The sequence below is a fragment of the Anaeromicropila populeti genome, from assembly GCF_900112775.1.
Classification (GTDB): domain Bacteria; phylum Bacillota; class Clostridia; order Lachnospirales; family Lachnospiraceae; genus Anaeromicropila_A; species Anaeromicropila_A populeti.
This window is the reverse complement of sequence record NZ_FOYZ01000022.1, coordinates 17024-33851: the sequence shown is the minus strand read 5'-3', so window position 1 is coordinate 33851 and position 16828 is coordinate 17024. Positions and strand designations below refer to the sequence as shown.

Sequence of the window (16828 nt, the reverse complement as noted above, 5' to 3'; positions counted from 1 at the left end):
AATTTTTTACTTTTCCTGCCATGATAGTTATCCTCCATTTTTCTCATTATATCATGACCGAATATGATTTGTATAATTTATTATAACCTATTCATGATTTACGGGTTCTACTAATCCTGCAGAAACAAGTCTGCCTTTAATCCAGCGTCCCATAATTTTCAAATCATCTTTAGAATATAGATTCTTATTGTTATCGCCACAAGTCCAAACCAAAAATTTCCATCCATCATCTGTTATTGTCATAAAAGGCTTTTGGTATTCTGGATACCCTGGAAGTCCTCGTATTGCTTTTTCTACAACTATTTCTGTTTCCCACCAAACTCTCTTGCGGCCGCTAGCATAACATACATTTATATTAGACCCTCTCATCTTAGTGTCATTTTCATCAGCCGGAACCTTTAAAGGTATTTCAAACGAAATATCTGTAATTTTACTCTGATACGCCGCAACTTCATCCTGTGTGATTTTAGAAACAAATTCCTGTCCAACTAATGCACGGTTAATTTCTCTTATCAAAGGTATGTCCTTTGCTTCTTTTATATTTATAGAACATTTAGGTGCATACAAATTCTGAATTAATTCAGAGATATCATGAATCTCATTTTCTTCCTCCGTTGCCATCGCTACTTCATATTGACGCAGATTTGCTGCCTCTGGCTTGATTGCCCCAAGATTATTTGATCCAACAATACTCGCTATTGGTTTTCCGTTTTTGTAAAATGCATATAGCTTCCCATGATATTTAAATACATGTGAAAGACGTATTTCCCCTATTCCTTTCTGTTTTAACCTCTCATTTAAATCAATTGCCGCATGATAAATGCCTTCCGGCATCCCTTCCAAATAATACATGCCAATTACTACTACCATATTTTTAATTTTATATTCTTCTTGTAATTCTTCTAATTCCTTTAATGAATTTTTTGAAGCATATCCCACTGCTATCTCTACACTATCAGCTTTTGCTATAGCATCTCTAAAATAATCAATAAATATGTTCTGAGATGGTTCTGCTTTTAATGGTAAAATATTTGAATATAACAAATGCACTTTATAATTCCTCCCGTACTTTAGTATTGAATACATAGAATTTCAATATACTTACAGCTTATTTCTTTCTCCAATCAATCCTTTGTTTCAACAAAATCTTCATATTCAATTTGTTCTATTTTTTGTTTAAATATTTCTTCTTCAATCACTTTCATGCATTCATCCAGATTTTTCAGAACATCTTTTCCCCAGAACCTTATAACAGTCCAGCCTAAAAACATTAATATTTTATTTATATCGTCATCACGTTCGCGATTCCTTAAAATCTTTTTAAGCCAATATGAACTGTTTTCCGATTTTTCCAGACGGGATTTTAAGGATTCCCAATCTTTACCATGAAAAAATTCACTATCACAAAAAATCGCAATTTTATATTTAGTCAAAGCAATATCCGGCTTGCCTGGCAGCTTTGAATAGTTTTTCCTATATCGGTATCCCTTGCTCCAGAGTTTTTTCCGCAATACCAATTCTATCTTGGTATCTTTGCTTTTGATATTCTTCATATTTTTATGGCGTTGTTCCCTTGTTAAATTATCCATTAAAATCACCAGACTTAACCTAAAAATATTACATCATTATGGTATTCCAAAAATTCTCTCTTTGGTATAAATTTATTTGGAAGTAATATTCTTTGTTTCTCATACTTCACAATCCATTCATATACAGAATTATTTATTGGTTCTCTTTTTAATTTAGAAGAAATATGTATTGTATAATCCGGGGTTATTGTCATCAATCCTTTATCAAAAGCTTTATCATGTAGTGCATTCAAGGAGAGTCCATTCATTGGATTTGTTCTCTCTGCCTTTGGATCAGAATCCTTCCACGGCTTTATATGGCTTGCAACAAGCAATTCTGAATAAGGCATTCCTGTAATGCAGCATTTGTTTTCGTAAGAGTTTAAAACTGCCATCCTGAAAAAGTACTGCCCAATCCTTGCTTTGATTAGTTGATTTCTCACATCGCCGTCTGGAAGTACTTGAAGCTCTGGTTCAATTATCTTATCTATGGATTCGCTCTTTAATTCTGCCAATATACATCTTGCAGCAAAAGATAACTCTTCCCAATTTTCACAAAACTCATTCCACACTTCTAAATCTAGCTTGCTTCCATGAGCCATTGCTGTAATATTCCTCTTCCTTAATTCAGGATCGAAGTGGGCAAGGTTATGCATTTTAAGTGCAACTGCCCCAGATGTTCTTCCAATCAATTGAGCCAATTCTTTAATATCATTATTGGTTGATGATATTTTTCCAAAAGGCGTTCTACAATACAAATCGAAAGCTAAGATTGTTTCCTCTCTTGACCATTTAGTTCCTGTCTTATCCAACTTAACCACCTTCATCGTTCCTATTATTTCTTTAATAAATACCATTAATAAATCTGATAATTAAACAAATACTCATAAAATAATTATATCACGATTCTTAAAACAATTCAGTAAGTTTTTCCATGTATCATTTCCCTCTATTATCATTTACTTATCATTTTACTCAAAAGTATAGGACCTTTACCATTCATATCAATATTCGCCGATTTATCACACTATCCGGCGAAACTCAATACATTTTGGCAAAAGCCCTATTTTAACATTTTGGCATTAACCCCATCCCCATCTGAGATTCAGTCACACCAAACAGATTTTTACAATAACACAACTCCATTTTTCTCAAACACTCCCGCAAATCCGCATAAAATCAAGGTTTCTTTGAAAGCAGACAAACGGTTTCAACGTTCCCATAGACATATATTTTATACTACATGGCAGAAGTATATTCTTTAACAATAATAGAGGTAAAATAATTACCCCTTCTAAAATATAGCCTCAGCCTTCTGTGTCTATTTTGTATATAGCTATTATTTTCGTACTAAATAACTTTTGAAAGACAGAAAATATATAATTCCTAATTAATCGTGTGCGTTAAATACCATTGTGTCATTTTTTCAATATTACTAAGATGGTTCTTATAGAATTTAGAAAATTTGCATTTTTTTAAATCCCTTTGCATTTTCCAACCGCTTTCATTGTATTTATATTTTTTCCAATCATAAGTAAGACCTAGATTTTTCATAATTTCAGTATTGTAATATGTAATATCTCCAGACCAAAGCATCTGCATATATACTATTCCATTTCCCTTTAGTAACGTATCCAGAATATAGCAATATGGTTTTATCTCATTTTCACTATATGCCAGTAAAAGTTCGATTTTTTCCATACTTCCATCTTGATATTCCAAAAATATATCTGCATATGGAAGTTCCCTAATCTCTCCGTTAATCTCAAACATAATTAGATTTTGAATTATATTTCCAGAATTATATATTTGTATTGCTGCTCGTAAAAGAGTTTCCGTTTTAATAGATTCCCACATTTTATTAAACTCATCCCACATATCATCTTTTTGATATAGAAATTCATTAACATTATTAATCATTTCTGAGAATTTAAGCTTAAATTTTGTATCACAAATATCGCTGAATACGAACTTATTTCCTTCTTCAAGGCCAATTGATTTCCTAAGAAACCATTCATTATCTCTATTTTCATGAATAAAGTAACCATATTTATGCACATCTGTTAGTTTCCATCCTTGCTGTGCAATCATACTACCTAATTTTTCAGGATAACAAATTTCTACATCATTAAAGAAATTAGAATCAATTATGTATTTATAGATACATTCCTCTAGGAACACCAACAGTTCTTCACCTTCGTAGCCATATTCGAAGAGTTCCTCTTCATCCCACTCTCTCCTAATTAATATAGAAATATAATCAATTTCCGTACAACGTTGCAGCACTAAAGTTAATGCAAATGGATAGACAACTTTTTTATTTCCCTCATTTTTCAGTTCAAGCAAAAAAAAGTCCTGTAATTCATTCTCTTGAATAACTCTGAGCAATTTATTCTTATAGAATTTCAACTCTTTTTCGGAATTATACAAAAATACAAGCTGATTTCTGGATAATTGACGCTCCAATTCCTCACTCGTCTCCTCAGTAATTTGTACGCAGGTTTTATCATTATTAAATTTGTACCCTTCAATTATCCAATCTATTTTATCTTTGCACTTACAGAATGGGGTATACAATTCCGCCCATTCTGTTGAAACTATCACTACCCGTATTTCACTATCCTTCAGTCGTAATTCACTCTTAAGTAATGAAGCATATTTCATAATTTCATGAATTGCACTTCTAGAGGATTGTTTAGAACGCTTAACTTCTATTATTACATAATTATCATATATATCTCGTGCTAAAATATCAATAAATCCATCTGTTCCTATTTTGTTGTTAAGCTTATACTCTGTATCAATTAATATCAACTCATTAGATATTACATAAAGATTATGAGCAAGATAATCCCTAATTTCTGTTTCTTTCATAATATTTCTCCATCTTTTCGGTGGCAATAATTTTTGTTTTGCCAAAACGTTCATTTTCCTTACCCCACCATGGTAACAGGAAACATATTTCAATCACAAAAACATAAAAACACAGCTACATAACACCCTATAAATGCCGGAATCCTTTGATTTACTGGACTTTCTGCTCCAGCAACACCACCGTCTCCACATGGCTCGAGTGTTCATTATTGATGTTTGCATTTGCAGGTAGTCACCAAGGATAGCTGTGCCTACTATATTGAAAATATAACGCAAAAAAATTTATTTGTCAGCGCTGATTAAAGGATTGTAGTAATTCCTTTTTAATCTCACTTAAAACTTTAAATTCCTTATCTCTCATTTCCTCTAAAACACTAATAATTAGTAATAGAATTTTTCGATTTCTTACAACATTATATTTTAGCATTAGTATTCTTGCTTTATTTGCCAAGTTAACAATATCTGTATAATTTTCTTTATGCTTGTTATCTTTCGCAAATAAATCATACTTTGATAAATACTTTATACGCTCTAACATAATATTTTTATGATCCCACAATCCATATATTGAACGCTTATCAACATATTCATCAACATGCAGATTAAGCCAGTCACATACAGATGCATATACATCCATTCCATATACAAAATCAATCTTCTCTCTGTTCAGCCAAGTAAAACTCTTTGCTGAATTGGTACTGTTTAAATAATCACTTAGCTGACTTGTAATACTCGACAAATCTAATGGGTACTCTGCTGATTTATTAAATTTATAGAGCATCAATCCATATTTTTTCCCAAGACTAATCCAATTAGACTGCGTAATTAATTCATAGTTAATTTTAGAAAAAAACACTTTCTTTAGATCTTCGAATTTTAAATCAAGAAGGCTAAAATGATTTTCATAATCAAATGAACTCATTTTGAAAACCTGTCTGTCCAAATCATATCCATAAATCAGAAATTCATTTAACTCATTCAAGTTAATCAACTCCATATGTGATTGTGGTACTTCTGCACCATTTAAAAAAGTCTGTATGTAAAAATCGTTGTTAATCCAATTTATAAATAAATCAATAATGTTTTCTTCTGTTATATCAATTATCCCCTCATTCAAATTATGCGCATGTAAAAAAAACGATGAAAAATCACTATAATACTTAGGGTAAAAATTTAGATATTCTACATCTTCTTTTCCATATTTCCAAGGCTTCGCAGGCGCACACAGCTGAATATAGTTACGAAAGAACCAATGGATTGTATTTGGATAAGCTTCTATAATTGATAATGGATTTATAATATGTCCATACACCAAACTTGAAGGTGGACATTTAATTGGCAATACTTTATTACTTATTTCCATTTTTATCATTTCCTCTCATTTCTACGGTAAATAAATCAACTGCCTGTTCCAGCATATCTGCTTGCACCAAACATCCAAGCACGATAACTAATATAGAAAAACAACATTCCTAATATAGGTGAAACGTAAACGATTGGTGGTATATCATCAGGTGTCAAAAATACACGGCTTGGAAAATACGAAACAAATGCAATAGGTACAATATACCTAAAGAAATTTTTTATTACATTATTGTAAATATTATTTGGATACCTAACATAATCCGTAAACTTGAAAACCGTTACCATGACATATCCCGAATTTAGTATAAAAAAGTTTGTGGCTGCAGCCAAATTCATAATTGCAATCATAAATAGTGAAGCAGTTGGTAAACAGATTAATAATTCTATTACTGTAATAAAATCAAATCCCAGTTCAAGATGAATCCACGAATATTGCAACATAATAACTCCAAATACTAGTTGACCAAGACCCTTTATATCAAATATCTCGGATATGTAATAGAAAAACAGATTAAGTGGCCTAAAACAGTATTTTATAAAATCACCTGTATAAATGTAACCACGCAAATTCCAGTTATTATCAAACAGACATTGCATTGGCGTTATCGCCACCAAAGAAAACCCGTAAAAAAACAGCATTTCATAATAGTTCCAACCTCCCAGGCTCGGAAAATTCTCGAATATTATTCCAAACGAAATAAATCCAGCTAGGTTAGTAAAAATTATGCCTATCACTGAAATGAAAAAGTCTTCTCGATAACTCATTTTACTTTTTATATCTTGAACCAAGATTTTTATGTATATTCGCATATAAAACTTAAACTTCTTCATAATAGCCTTTATCCCCCGTTTACTGTAATTACTTTTATAGATTTGTTCCAAAACCATGAACTAAAGAACATCGTAATTAAAAACCAGAGAAACTGGAAAGCGATTTTTACTAATATAGCATATATGCCTTCTGTCTCCCCTATCAGTATATTTAACGGAATATTACAAATAGCCTGAAAAGGTAATAGCGAAATAATTTTATATAATGAGTCTGGAAAAAATGTTAATGGAATTGTTACACCTGATAGCAATGAAACAATTACATTTTTCATTATATTAATTCCCCATATTGATTCTGTATACAGGCAGACAGTGCCTATAAAAAAATTAATATTGTAATTGATTAGTACTCCCAAAACCATGGATATAAGGAAAAACAAAATATGTAAACCAAATTCAATTCTGCCATGGGTTATTACTGAAACTATAATAACGGTTGGAATAAAAGCTGCAACAAAATTTGAAACGACTTCGCCAGATGTCTGAAAAAACATATACAATGGAAATTTTATTGGTTTGATTATATCCAGTATAATTTTACCAGATTGTATATTTCTTCCTATCTCCCATACTAAAAATACTTCCATAAAATTATACATTGCTACTGCAAGTACGACATATATCATCGTATCTTCAAAGGATAACCCTTTTATTACAGTTGTTCCTGAAGATAAATAAATGGCTTTCCACAAATAATATGCTATGATAAGGAAAATCACATTTCCCAGTAAATTTATGTACAGACTTGCTTTGTAGTATAACTTTTCGACAATTCCAGCTCTTGTTAACACTAAATATTTTCTGAGATTCAATCTATGTCCTCCTCATATATTTTCTTAATTACAGACTCTGTTGAAATATCTAGAATCTGCATATCGTTAATGCTGTGTATTGTCTGAAGGTAATTTAATATATCCATTGCTGATTTATCTTTTTCATTTGTCAAAATAGAAATCCAATCTTCTTCGATGGTTACCTTGTCACTAATAAATTCTTGAAGCTTCTTCACTACCTGTCTGTTCAGTTCTAAACGTAAATTATTATCACCTTCAAACTTAACTTTAATAGTCCGGTATGCGCCAAAATGTTTCTTTAAGCTGTCAATTCCTTCATCATAGATCATCTTTCCTTTATCAATTATCACGATTCTTTTGCACAATGCGTCCACATCACTGATGTCATGTGTTGTAAGAATAACAGTTGTTTCTTTTTCACGATTCACTGCATTAATTAAATCATGAATTTTACTTTTCATCGATACATCAAGCCCTATTGTAGGTTCATCTAAGAAAACAACTTTAGGATTATGCAGAAATGCTGCAAGAATATCACTTAAGGTTCTCTGACCTAAAGACATCTGTCGAACCGGCTTATGATATAAAGGCTCAATATCCACAATTGACTCATAAAACTTCATCATGTCCTGATAAGTTGCATTACTGATCTGATAAATATCTTTCAGAATCTTAAATGATTCTATAAGCGGAAGCGACCACCAGAGTTGTGTTCTCTGTCCAAATACAACACCTATTTTCTGTGCATGCAATGTCCTGTTTTTATATGGAATTATGTTATCAACTAATACTTCACCTGATGTAGGTTCTAACACACCTGTCATCATTTTTATCGTTGTACTCTTTCCAGCGCCATTTGGTCCAAGGTATCCTACAATCTCTCCTGGCATAACCTGGATTGATATATTATTAACAGCTTGTATGATGTTATATTCACGAGTGAATAGATCATGAATGCTTCCCTTTAAACCTTCATGTCTTTTCACTAATTTAAATTCCTTATTAACATTATTTAATGATATTATTGGCTTCATATTACTTCCTCATTTGATAATTATGTTTTATATGTAGTTTACCGTATAAATATAAAATACGGCAAACTACATATTACTTCAGTTATTTTATAACTCTTTAAGCTGCTCTACAAATTCATTATCAAAAATCACTTTTCCAACACTGCATACGGGTCCTGTCATGAAAATATTATTTTCTTCAATCTGTATTTGAAGTTTGCCGCCTGGCATGCTTACTGTTATATCGTTATCTACCATTCCATTTCTATAGGCAGCATATGCTGCTGCACAGCTACTGCTGCCAGAAGCCATGGTATATCCGGCACCTCTTTCATATATTTCAATTTGTATATTATTTTTATCAATCAATTTAACAAATTGTGTATTTATTCTATGTGGGAAGAGCGGTGAGTTCTCAACATATGGTCCAACTTCACATGCAAATGCTTTACTGATTTCATCACAAAAAATTACACAATGAGGGTTTCCAACTGATACACAGGTAGTAAAATATTCTTTACCTTGAAATTCCATCTTCTCGTGGACTACTTCTCTTTTTTCGCCAATTACAGGTATTTTATCGCTTGAGCATGTAGCTTCACCCATATACACTTTCATTAAAGTCCCTTTTGGGTTTAAGTATGTTACAACAACATCTCCTCCCAGCGTCGGAATAAGTATTTCCTCATTGGTTGCATAACCTGCATCCATTAGATATTTAGCAAAAATGCGGACACCATTACCACTTTTCTCAGCTTCTCCACCATCAGGATTAAAGATTTTCACACAATAATCATTTTTCTCTTTGCTAGATTTATATAAAATGCCATCGGAACCAACCCCAAAATTTCTATCACATATTAATTTTATACGCTCTGGGTTCAATTCCAAATCAAAATAGTTTTGATCTAAAACTAAATAATCATTTCCAAGACCATGATATCTAAATAACTCCATAATGCTCCTCCTCTACATCAAATAATAATACCTATATTTTCTCACATTGTTTACTGTAAATCAATACTTCCTAATCAAGCTAGTTGAATTTTTCATTTTTGAAACGCTGTTATTTTTCGTATTAATCGTTTACAGCCATTGATTAAGTTTATATTGTCCGTTGCAAAAGATAGCCGGAAATTTGTATCATATTGTGAAAAAGCAGTGCCTGGAACTATCATAATTCCGCCATCAGTAGCACAGAATTTTGCAAACTCTGAAGCACTTCCAATAGGCATTTTAGGAAAGCAGTAAAATGCTCCTTCTGGATCAGTAATTTGAAAATATGGCGATAATAATTCCATTACAATATTTTTCTTTTCCATATATTCTTGTGACATATTAGGATTAACCCCAATCTCTAATGCTTTTATTCCTGCATACTGAAATGGAGAGGGTGCACACAAAAATGTATACTGCTGGATTTTAGTAAATTGCTGAATCACATTTTTATTTGTAACAACGTAACCCAAACGCCATCCTGTCATTGAAAACGTTTTAGAAAAGCCTTCTATTATAATTAAATTAGAGTAATCTTCTGTAATCTCTGTTGGAAAAATTTCTTTGTCTATATAAAGAAAATCTTTATATATCAAATCCACAATCACATAAATATTATGTTTTTTTGACAATTCAACAATCTTAATAATTTCTTCTTTGTTGATAATTTTTCCTGTCGGATTAGCTGGGCTATTTAGAACGATAAGTTTTGTTTTTGATGTTATTTTATCTTTAATCTTATCAGCGGTTAACGTAAACTCGGGATATATATTAACAAAAACCGGCTTTGCATCACATAAATATGTAAGATTCTTATACTCGTTATAGTAAGGCTCTGTGATAATAACCTCGTCACCCTGTTCTAATAATGTATTAAAAGAAAGAAAAATAGCGCCTGAAGTACCCGAAGTAACAAATAAATTTTCTAAATCAATTGTCCATCCTTCCTGCTTCTTTTTTTCGTATAGCATTTCTCTTAAACCAAGAATTCCATTTGTAGCAGTATATCTATTCTTTTCATTTAATATCGCCCTACAAGCCTCAGCCTTTATCTCATCGTTAATCTTAAAGTCCGGCTGCCCCAATGTCAAGTCAATTACATCCTTTAATTCACCTACTTGGTTAAACATTTTCCGTATTCCTGACTCTTCCACAAATTCTAACCGTTTTGAGAACATGTCGCACCTCCTAACTGCAAGTTTCTGCAATATACTTATAGTACCTTAGCATAGTCAATTTTCAGATTTCCTAAAAACTTTCTGTCAATTTTTCCATTTGGAAGCTTTGGCATTTGTTCCAGCGGAATCCAAATTCCTGGAATCATATACCCAGGCATTAGTTTTTCACATTTCTGGATAATTTCTTTTTTACTCAGCAAATTGTTTTCTTTGTAAACAAAATAACAACAGATTTTTTTTCCTTCATCATTGTTAACTATATTACAAGCATCTTCGAAAATCTGAAGTTTGTTAATATAGGCATCCACATCACCTAATTCAACGCGATAACCTGAAATCTTTATTTGGTCATCTTTACGGCATACAAATATAAAGTTACCATACGCATCTTTTTTCACCATGTCTCCAGTATACAATAGACTATCTATATCTGATTTGCCAATAAAATTAGATTTCAAAACACGTTCGGTTTCATCCTGATTATTCCAATATCCTTTCATGATATTTGGTCCGCAAATTACAAGCTCACCTATCTCCTCATCCTTTACTTCTTTCTCACCAGCTAAAATGTAAGCTGTACTTCCTGGCATTTCTTTTCCAATAGGTATCATTACCGTCTGAATACAATTAGGATCAGGAATTTTATATATAAAAGCAGATACAGCAGTCTCAGTCAGACCATAACCATTAAAAAAATTAGCATTTACAAAATATTGCGCAAGACACATTATATCATCAGGAAATATTGCGCTTCCCCCTGTGACAAACGTATCAACACTAGAAACATTGTATTTTTTTAATTTTTCTTTTAAAGTTATCATAATTTTTGCAATTGAAGGTACACATATTAACTTAGTAATTTCATTTTTATCAATACATTTTATTATATCCAATACAGATTTGTGGTTAGTATCTAATAGATATATGGTAGCACCAGCGTATAATGAACAGAAAACTTCCTGAAAAATAGGATCAAAATACAATGGAGATAAACTTAATAATCTTGTCTTATCATTAAAACCTAGTGCTTCTTCTCTCCATTTAATAACAGAAAAAAGGTTTTCGTATGTAATCATAACACCTTTTGGTTTTCCAGTAGAACCCGAAGTATATATAATATACATTACATCTGAAGCTTCTATTTCACATGAAGCATTTGTATTATTTTTTCCAACCAGCTCATTAAAATCATGAAATACATTTTTGGTTTCTGTAATGTACTCCAATCCATCAAGTGACATGTAAACAACATCTCTACTCACCTTACAATTCTCAAAGAAGTCATTTTTTGTGTCTGTGATAATTATTTTTGGATCACAATCATTAATAATATCTAAAATAGATTCATCCTTAAGTTTATTATTTAATGGAACATAAATGGCACCTGCATTCATTATAGAAATCATTGCTACAATAGATAACACTGTCTTTTCATTGCAATATATGGTAACTCTGTCATTTTTCCTAATACCGTTTACACGTAGGTAGTTTTCAAAAATAGTAACTTTCATGTAAAACTCTTTATAAGTATAGGAAAGTATATTATCTTTTAATGCCAATTTGTCTGGAAATAAGATTGCTTTTTCCTGCAAAGTCATTTCTATTGAATTCGTATAATACATCATTACTCCTCACTCCTGTCATCTCCTGTACTAATACGTTTTGTTAATTAATTTAAACATATTTTTATAGTGCAAATCTCTAATAAAAATATATTCATCTTCTGGTATATCACATAATTCCATGAACAACTCGGGCTGTAACATTTCTGTATTAATACAGATTTTATTCTTTTCTCTGTAGAAGATATTATTTCCAAATCCTTCTATTCTCTCAAGATATACTAAGTTTTTTAGTATATCCACCCTATGTCCTAATCCAAAATGTCCCATAATAATTTCATCAATATCAAGTGAAAGCAGAAATCTAAGTGACAACTTCAGCTGATTTATATTTCCCCACTTAATGTACGGAATTAAGTTTACTGTATCTCCTGCTATTATGTACTCATCCTCATAATTTACTGCTACTATGGAATCAGACGTATGTCCAGGAGAATGAATTAGCTCAATACATTTACTTCCAACAATTATATTGTATTTTTTAGTAAAAGTAATCGTTGGAAGCATTGATATATATTGCTTTTTATATGAATAAATTACATCCTCTACATTATACATTGCTTGTTCAAAATTTAAAAGATAGTCTTCATGAGAGATAACTGGTACATTATCCATAAATATATTGCAGCTATTATGATCAAAGTGAAAATGCGAGTACACAATATATTTTAGAAACATTTCTTTTTCTTCTATATATTCCAAAACGAATTGAAATTCATTCTCCGAAACACCTGTATCAAAAATTACAGCTTCACCTGAATCATACACAACTATAATATTAACACTATAGTATATATCACTTGAAAATACTGTAAATCCATTCTTACTCTTCGTTATTCTCATGACATACAGAATTCTTTCTTAATATCTTAAATATACAGTACTCATCACCATCCATCATTCTGCTTGGACGTTCTACAATAAAAGCTTCATTAAGTGCTTCTGTAATAACAGCATCCATATTACAAATCATCTTCTTTCCTATCATTCTTCCACCTGGAATAGAAGAATAATTGGAGCAGTATTGACACGAACTGACTTTTACAATTAGCTCATCTTCTGTCTGTTTCAGTATTTCTTGTCCTAATAAATCTGCTAAGTTTTCAAATTCATTAAATGCATATTTATAATAGTCTTTCATATTAACAGGTATATACTCTTTGTATTTTTCCTTAACACGCTCTGCTTCAATTTTGCTTTTTTCAGCAGCTGCTATTTCCAGAACCTCTTCACCATATACCTCCATAAGCTTTTTCATTATTCTTACACGTTCTTCAATGTACTTTTTTTCTAACTTTTCTACTTCCGTCATGTTATTCCCTTCCTTTCAAACAAGCAATTATTGTAATGGTTTCATTCCACCAAACACAGCATAAAACGAATATTTCCACATGCAGTCTATTTCTGAAAATCCAATATCTGACATCATAGACAGCTGTTTCATCATTGAAATTGGTGAATCTTTTTCAAAATACTCATCATAATATTGCTGCACCGCATTTTCATTCAATCCATTATCTCTCATATAATCCAGCCACATGCTTTCATACAGCTTTGTAAGTCTGACTGATGAGCCTGCAACGTTTTCACCTATGCTAATATATCCATTTGGTTTTAATGTTTTAAATGAATTCTTGTAAACACTATACTTTTCTTTATCAGTTGGAAGATGATGAATTGCTAAACTGGATACTACACAATCATAGTAATCAGCTTTATAAATAGCCTCATCCCTCAAATCCCCGATACATGCATGTGCATTATAATCTTCAAATCTTTTATTATATGTATTAACAGAATTTATTGCTAAGTCATAAGCATCAATACTTGCATTCGGAAAAAATTCTAATATCATTTTAGATGTATTTCCAGTGCCGCAACCTAAGTCCAGAACCTTAATCTCATCTTCCCTTCTAAATGGCATGAAAAAGCCCATGTTTTTTATCATCGTATCGTAATAAGCTATTACCTCATGAATAATCTTATCGTATTCACTACTTCTTTTATTAAAATCATCAATTATTTCTTCATGATTCATGAGTCATCCCTCCATATTAAATAAAGTCATCCATATTAGTGATATGTGCAGTTCCTATAAATGTCTTATCTTCATTGTATCCATCAAAGACTTTCATTTCTTCAGTCTCCATATCATAAAGATATACATATCTGTTAGATATTAGTACAATATATCTTCCATTATTAGAAGTTTCTATCCATAATGGAGTCTTTTCATCCAGCGTTGTCAAGTGCATTCTTGTTAAGTCAAGTGGATTGCAATCATATAATTTAATATCTTTATATAACGTAAAATCCTCGTCATGAAAAACGTAAAATCTATTTGGATAAACAGTTACTGTCATATAATTAATTCCTTTATAAGAAAATACTTTATGAGAAGTAATTCTGATAAATTCAGGTGTCGTATACATGCCTGTCTTTACTAACTTGTTCTTTCTTCGCTCATATGTTTCCATTATACCTTGTCCGTGTAAAAAAATTCTTCCCGCAGCTTTTGACATAGAATGACAGGACAAGTATATTTTTTCTGTATTCGACAAGCCAAATTCTACATGACCCGGTGTATCCCCATATGGCTTAATAACTTCGGTCTTTTTTGTCTCAATGTTTACACTTTGAAGCATTGTCTTTGCAAGACCATCTTCTTCATACTTAGTCCAGTTTTTATCATTCATCCATTCATCAGTCACTGAACTTCCTATGCTCTTACTAATAGACTGTAAAGAGAACTCTGTCAAAATCAAATACTGATCATTCGGACTACATTTTACTTCGTGTAAGCCTTCAATACCCTGAACAACTGCTATATCCTTTTCTGTATTTTCATCTAGTTTATAATTTATTGATTTAAGTCTTAAATCAATTTTCTTATCTGCTCCCTTATACCTTGCAATTCTTTCATCCATATTCCATTCTGCAAAATATAATGTATTTTTATCTGATGATAAACTATTTGTGGCAGAATATACAATTGGATGATAATGCTCAATCGGAGGATAATGAGACACTTTATTCTGTTCAAAATCTAACAAACGAATATAATCACAGTTATGCATGGCAACTGCTATTGTGCCATCCTTTAATTGCATGCCCTCATGTGGTTGTACAAATGCCCCCATTAATCCCTGACAGCTCGTAGAACCATATGGTAAATCTCTAATCTCCATTTTGCTTTCCAAATACGCTGCATATTCATTTCTATATTCTTCCGTATCTATGGTACACTTATCAATAGCATGAGCACTAAAATTGATTAGATAATAAACTTCATTATTTTGCTTATCAAGTCCACCCACTAAAATTTTCATCTTACAATCTTCTGGTATTTCCCAACTGTCAATACAGGAAATTCTTTCAAATTTATACTTACTGCTTTTCATTTCAACTTCCTCTCTAGTTAATAAAATATCCTAATTTTCCGCTACGATATCCATTTCAAATAGCAAATCATCCCGGCATACATCAGCAATCACGCATACTACAGGAAAAAATTGTGCACTAACTATTTCCATTTTTTCTATGAAGTAACTTTCAAACTCTTTTTTCTTCAGATATGCATGGCAGCTAACAATTTTATCAAAATCCATCTCTTTACTTCTTAAAAGATTTTGAACACATTCAAAAGTCTGGTCAATTTGTTTCTTATAATCATCAATAAATAATGTATCTCCAGTTTCTCCTATACTGGCTGTTCCAGAAATATAACACCTCTTATTCATGTTTGTTAGTAATACTCCTCTTGAAAAAAGTTTTTTGTAATCTAATGCTTCGCACTGTCTTCCAGAATGCATAACCTCAACAATATCCATATTTTCACTTTTTATTGCCCATATATTGCTTACAGCTCTGTCATGATATATAGAATTTCCCATAATACAAGTACTTGCAGGGTACCACGTTATTTCTTTAAAATTTTCTCTAAAATATTTTTCTCTTGAATTATTAAACTCTGCATAATCTATGAGCAAATCTTTCAGATAAAAATACGTACGGTAAATATCCCGCTGTGAAAATCCATGCTGCTCAATCAGATAAACCATATTTTTATATAACGAATCCATCTCTTCTTTAAAACTTTTTCTCTTCCTGCAATCTTCATCACCTACAATTGACATTAAATAAAGTTCCTCTGTTTTTTCATATTTTATGACAGTACCAACTTTTACATTTTGATTTTCGATATATTCCACTTTTATGTAATTACAAAACAAATCTTTTTTTATAACTCCCATTAATGATATTCCTGCTAACTGATGTTGTTTACAAGAACTGCCCTGTAAATATAATACAGGAAAATCCTTCAAAGACTGCTCTTCTAATATGTTTTTTCTTTTTTCCTTATAGGTAGTTAGAATCTCAATATCTCCGTAATAATTTTCATAAATAACGGATATCTTATTATTCTTTATGTATTGATACATTTCTTTTACATCATCATCACTTATTTCTTTAGTAATGTTATTCAGTGTAATATATATTTTATAATATTTATCATATTCTATCTGTTTTATCTGCATTTTTACCTCCAGATCTATAGAAGTTGCTAAATGTGCGACTCTAACGTGA

Annotated in this window: 16 protein-coding genes; all 16 read right to left on the bottom strand. The window is 31.3% G+C overall.

Annotated features, from left to right (window positions below; all coding sequences use genetic code 11):
- Positions 1-87: 87 nt before the first annotated feature.
- The 16 genes from BM305_RS17940 to BM305_RS17865 all read right to left on the bottom strand — a co-directional run bounded on the left by BM305_RS17940 (position 88) and on the right by BM305_RS17865 (position 16779).
- The gene (locus BM305_RS17940; protein ID WP_092564183.1) at positions 88-1050 is read right to left on the bottom strand and encodes a restriction endonuclease PLD domain-containing protein; all 963 of its coding nucleotides are present in this window, start codon (positions 1048-1050) and stop codon (positions 88-90) included.
- Positions 1051-1124: 74 nt separating this feature from the next.
- Positions 1125-1589, bottom strand: coding sequence for a very short patch repair endonuclease (locus tag BM305_RS17935; protein WP_092564180.1), 465 nt, complete (start codon positions 1587-1589; stop codon positions 1125-1127).
- Positions 1590-1603: 14 nt separating this feature from the next.
- The gene (locus BM305_RS17930) at positions 1604-2380 is read right to left on the bottom strand and encodes an HNH endonuclease (RefSeq protein ID WP_092564186.1); all 777 of its coding nucleotides are present in this window, start codon (positions 2378-2380) and stop codon (positions 1604-1606) included.
- A gap of 574 nt (positions 2381-2954) precedes the next feature.
- Entirely contained in the window at positions 2955-4442 is a 1488-nt protein-coding gene (locus BM305_RS17925; protein WP_092564178.1) for an endonuclease NucS domain-containing protein, read from the bottom strand.
- A gap of 289 nt (positions 4443-4731) precedes the next feature.
- On the bottom strand, positions 4732-5814 hold the full coding sequence (locus BM305_RS17920; RefSeq protein ID WP_207649514.1) for a hypothetical protein: 1083 nt from the start codon (positions 5812-5814) through the stop codon (positions 4732-4734).
- Between the two features lie 26 nt (positions 5815-5840).
- Positions 5841-6638 (bottom strand): ABC transporter permease, encoded by a 798-nt coding sequence (locus BM305_RS17915; RefSeq protein ID WP_092564172.1) that lies wholly within the window; start codon positions 6636-6638, stop codon positions 5841-5843.
- A gap of 8 nt (positions 6639-6646) precedes the next feature.
- Positions 6647-7450: an ABC transporter permease gene (locus BM305_RS17910; protein WP_092564169.1), complete on the bottom strand. Its 804-nt coding sequence runs from the start codon at positions 7448-7450 to the stop codon at positions 6647-6649.
- Positions 7447-8466 (bottom strand): ABC transporter ATP-binding protein, encoded by a 1020-nt coding sequence (locus tag BM305_RS17905; RefSeq protein WP_092564166.1) that lies wholly within the window; start codon positions 8464-8466, stop codon positions 7447-7449. The genes BM305_RS17910 and BM305_RS17905 overlap by 4 nt, the downstream gene beginning before the upstream one ends.
- An 87-nt stretch (positions 8467-8553) precedes the next feature.
- A complete protein-coding gene (dapF, locus tag BM305_RS17900; protein WP_092564163.1) occupies positions 8554-9402 on the bottom strand; it encodes a diaminopimelate epimerase in 849 nt (282 codons plus the stop codon).
- Positions 9403-9494: 92 nt separating this feature from the next.
- Positions 9495-10619, bottom strand: a complete 1125-nt coding sequence (locus BM305_RS17895; protein ID WP_092564160.1) for a pyridoxal phosphate-dependent aminotransferase — start codon at positions 10617-10619, stop codon at positions 9495-9497.
- Between the two features lie 35 nt (positions 10620-10654).
- Positions 10655-12244: an AMP-binding protein gene (locus BM305_RS17890; RefSeq protein WP_092564157.1), complete on the bottom strand. Its 1590-nt coding sequence runs from the start codon at positions 12242-12244 to the stop codon at positions 10655-10657.
- Positions 12245-12271: 27 nt separating this feature from the next.
- Positions 12272-13084, bottom strand: a complete 813-nt coding sequence (locus BM305_RS17885; protein WP_092564154.1) for an MBL fold metallo-hydrolase — start codon at positions 13082-13084, stop codon at positions 12272-12274.
- Entirely contained in the window at positions 13065-13553 is a 489-nt protein-coding gene (locus BM305_RS17880; protein WP_092564151.1) for an L-2-amino-thiazoline-4-carboxylic acid hydrolase, read from the bottom strand. Before BM305_RS17880 ends, BM305_RS17885 begins: the two co-directional genes overlap by 20 nt.
- A 27-nt stretch (positions 13554-13580) precedes the next feature.
- Positions 13581-14279 (bottom strand): class I SAM-dependent methyltransferase, encoded by a 699-nt coding sequence (locus tag BM305_RS17875; protein WP_092564148.1) that lies wholly within the window; start codon positions 14277-14279, stop codon positions 13581-13583.
- Between the two features lie 16 nt (positions 14280-14295).
- Complete coding sequence (locus tag BM305_RS17870; protein ID WP_092564145.1) at positions 14296-15642, bottom strand: hypothetical protein; 1347 nt, start codon at positions 15640-15642, stop codon at positions 14296-14298.
- Positions 15643-15672: 30 nt separating this feature from the next.
- Positions 15673-16779, bottom strand: coding sequence for a Rid family hydrolase (locus tag BM305_RS17865; RefSeq protein WP_092564142.1), 1107 nt, complete (start codon positions 16777-16779; stop codon positions 15673-15675).
- Positions 16780-16828: the final 49 nt, after the last annotated feature.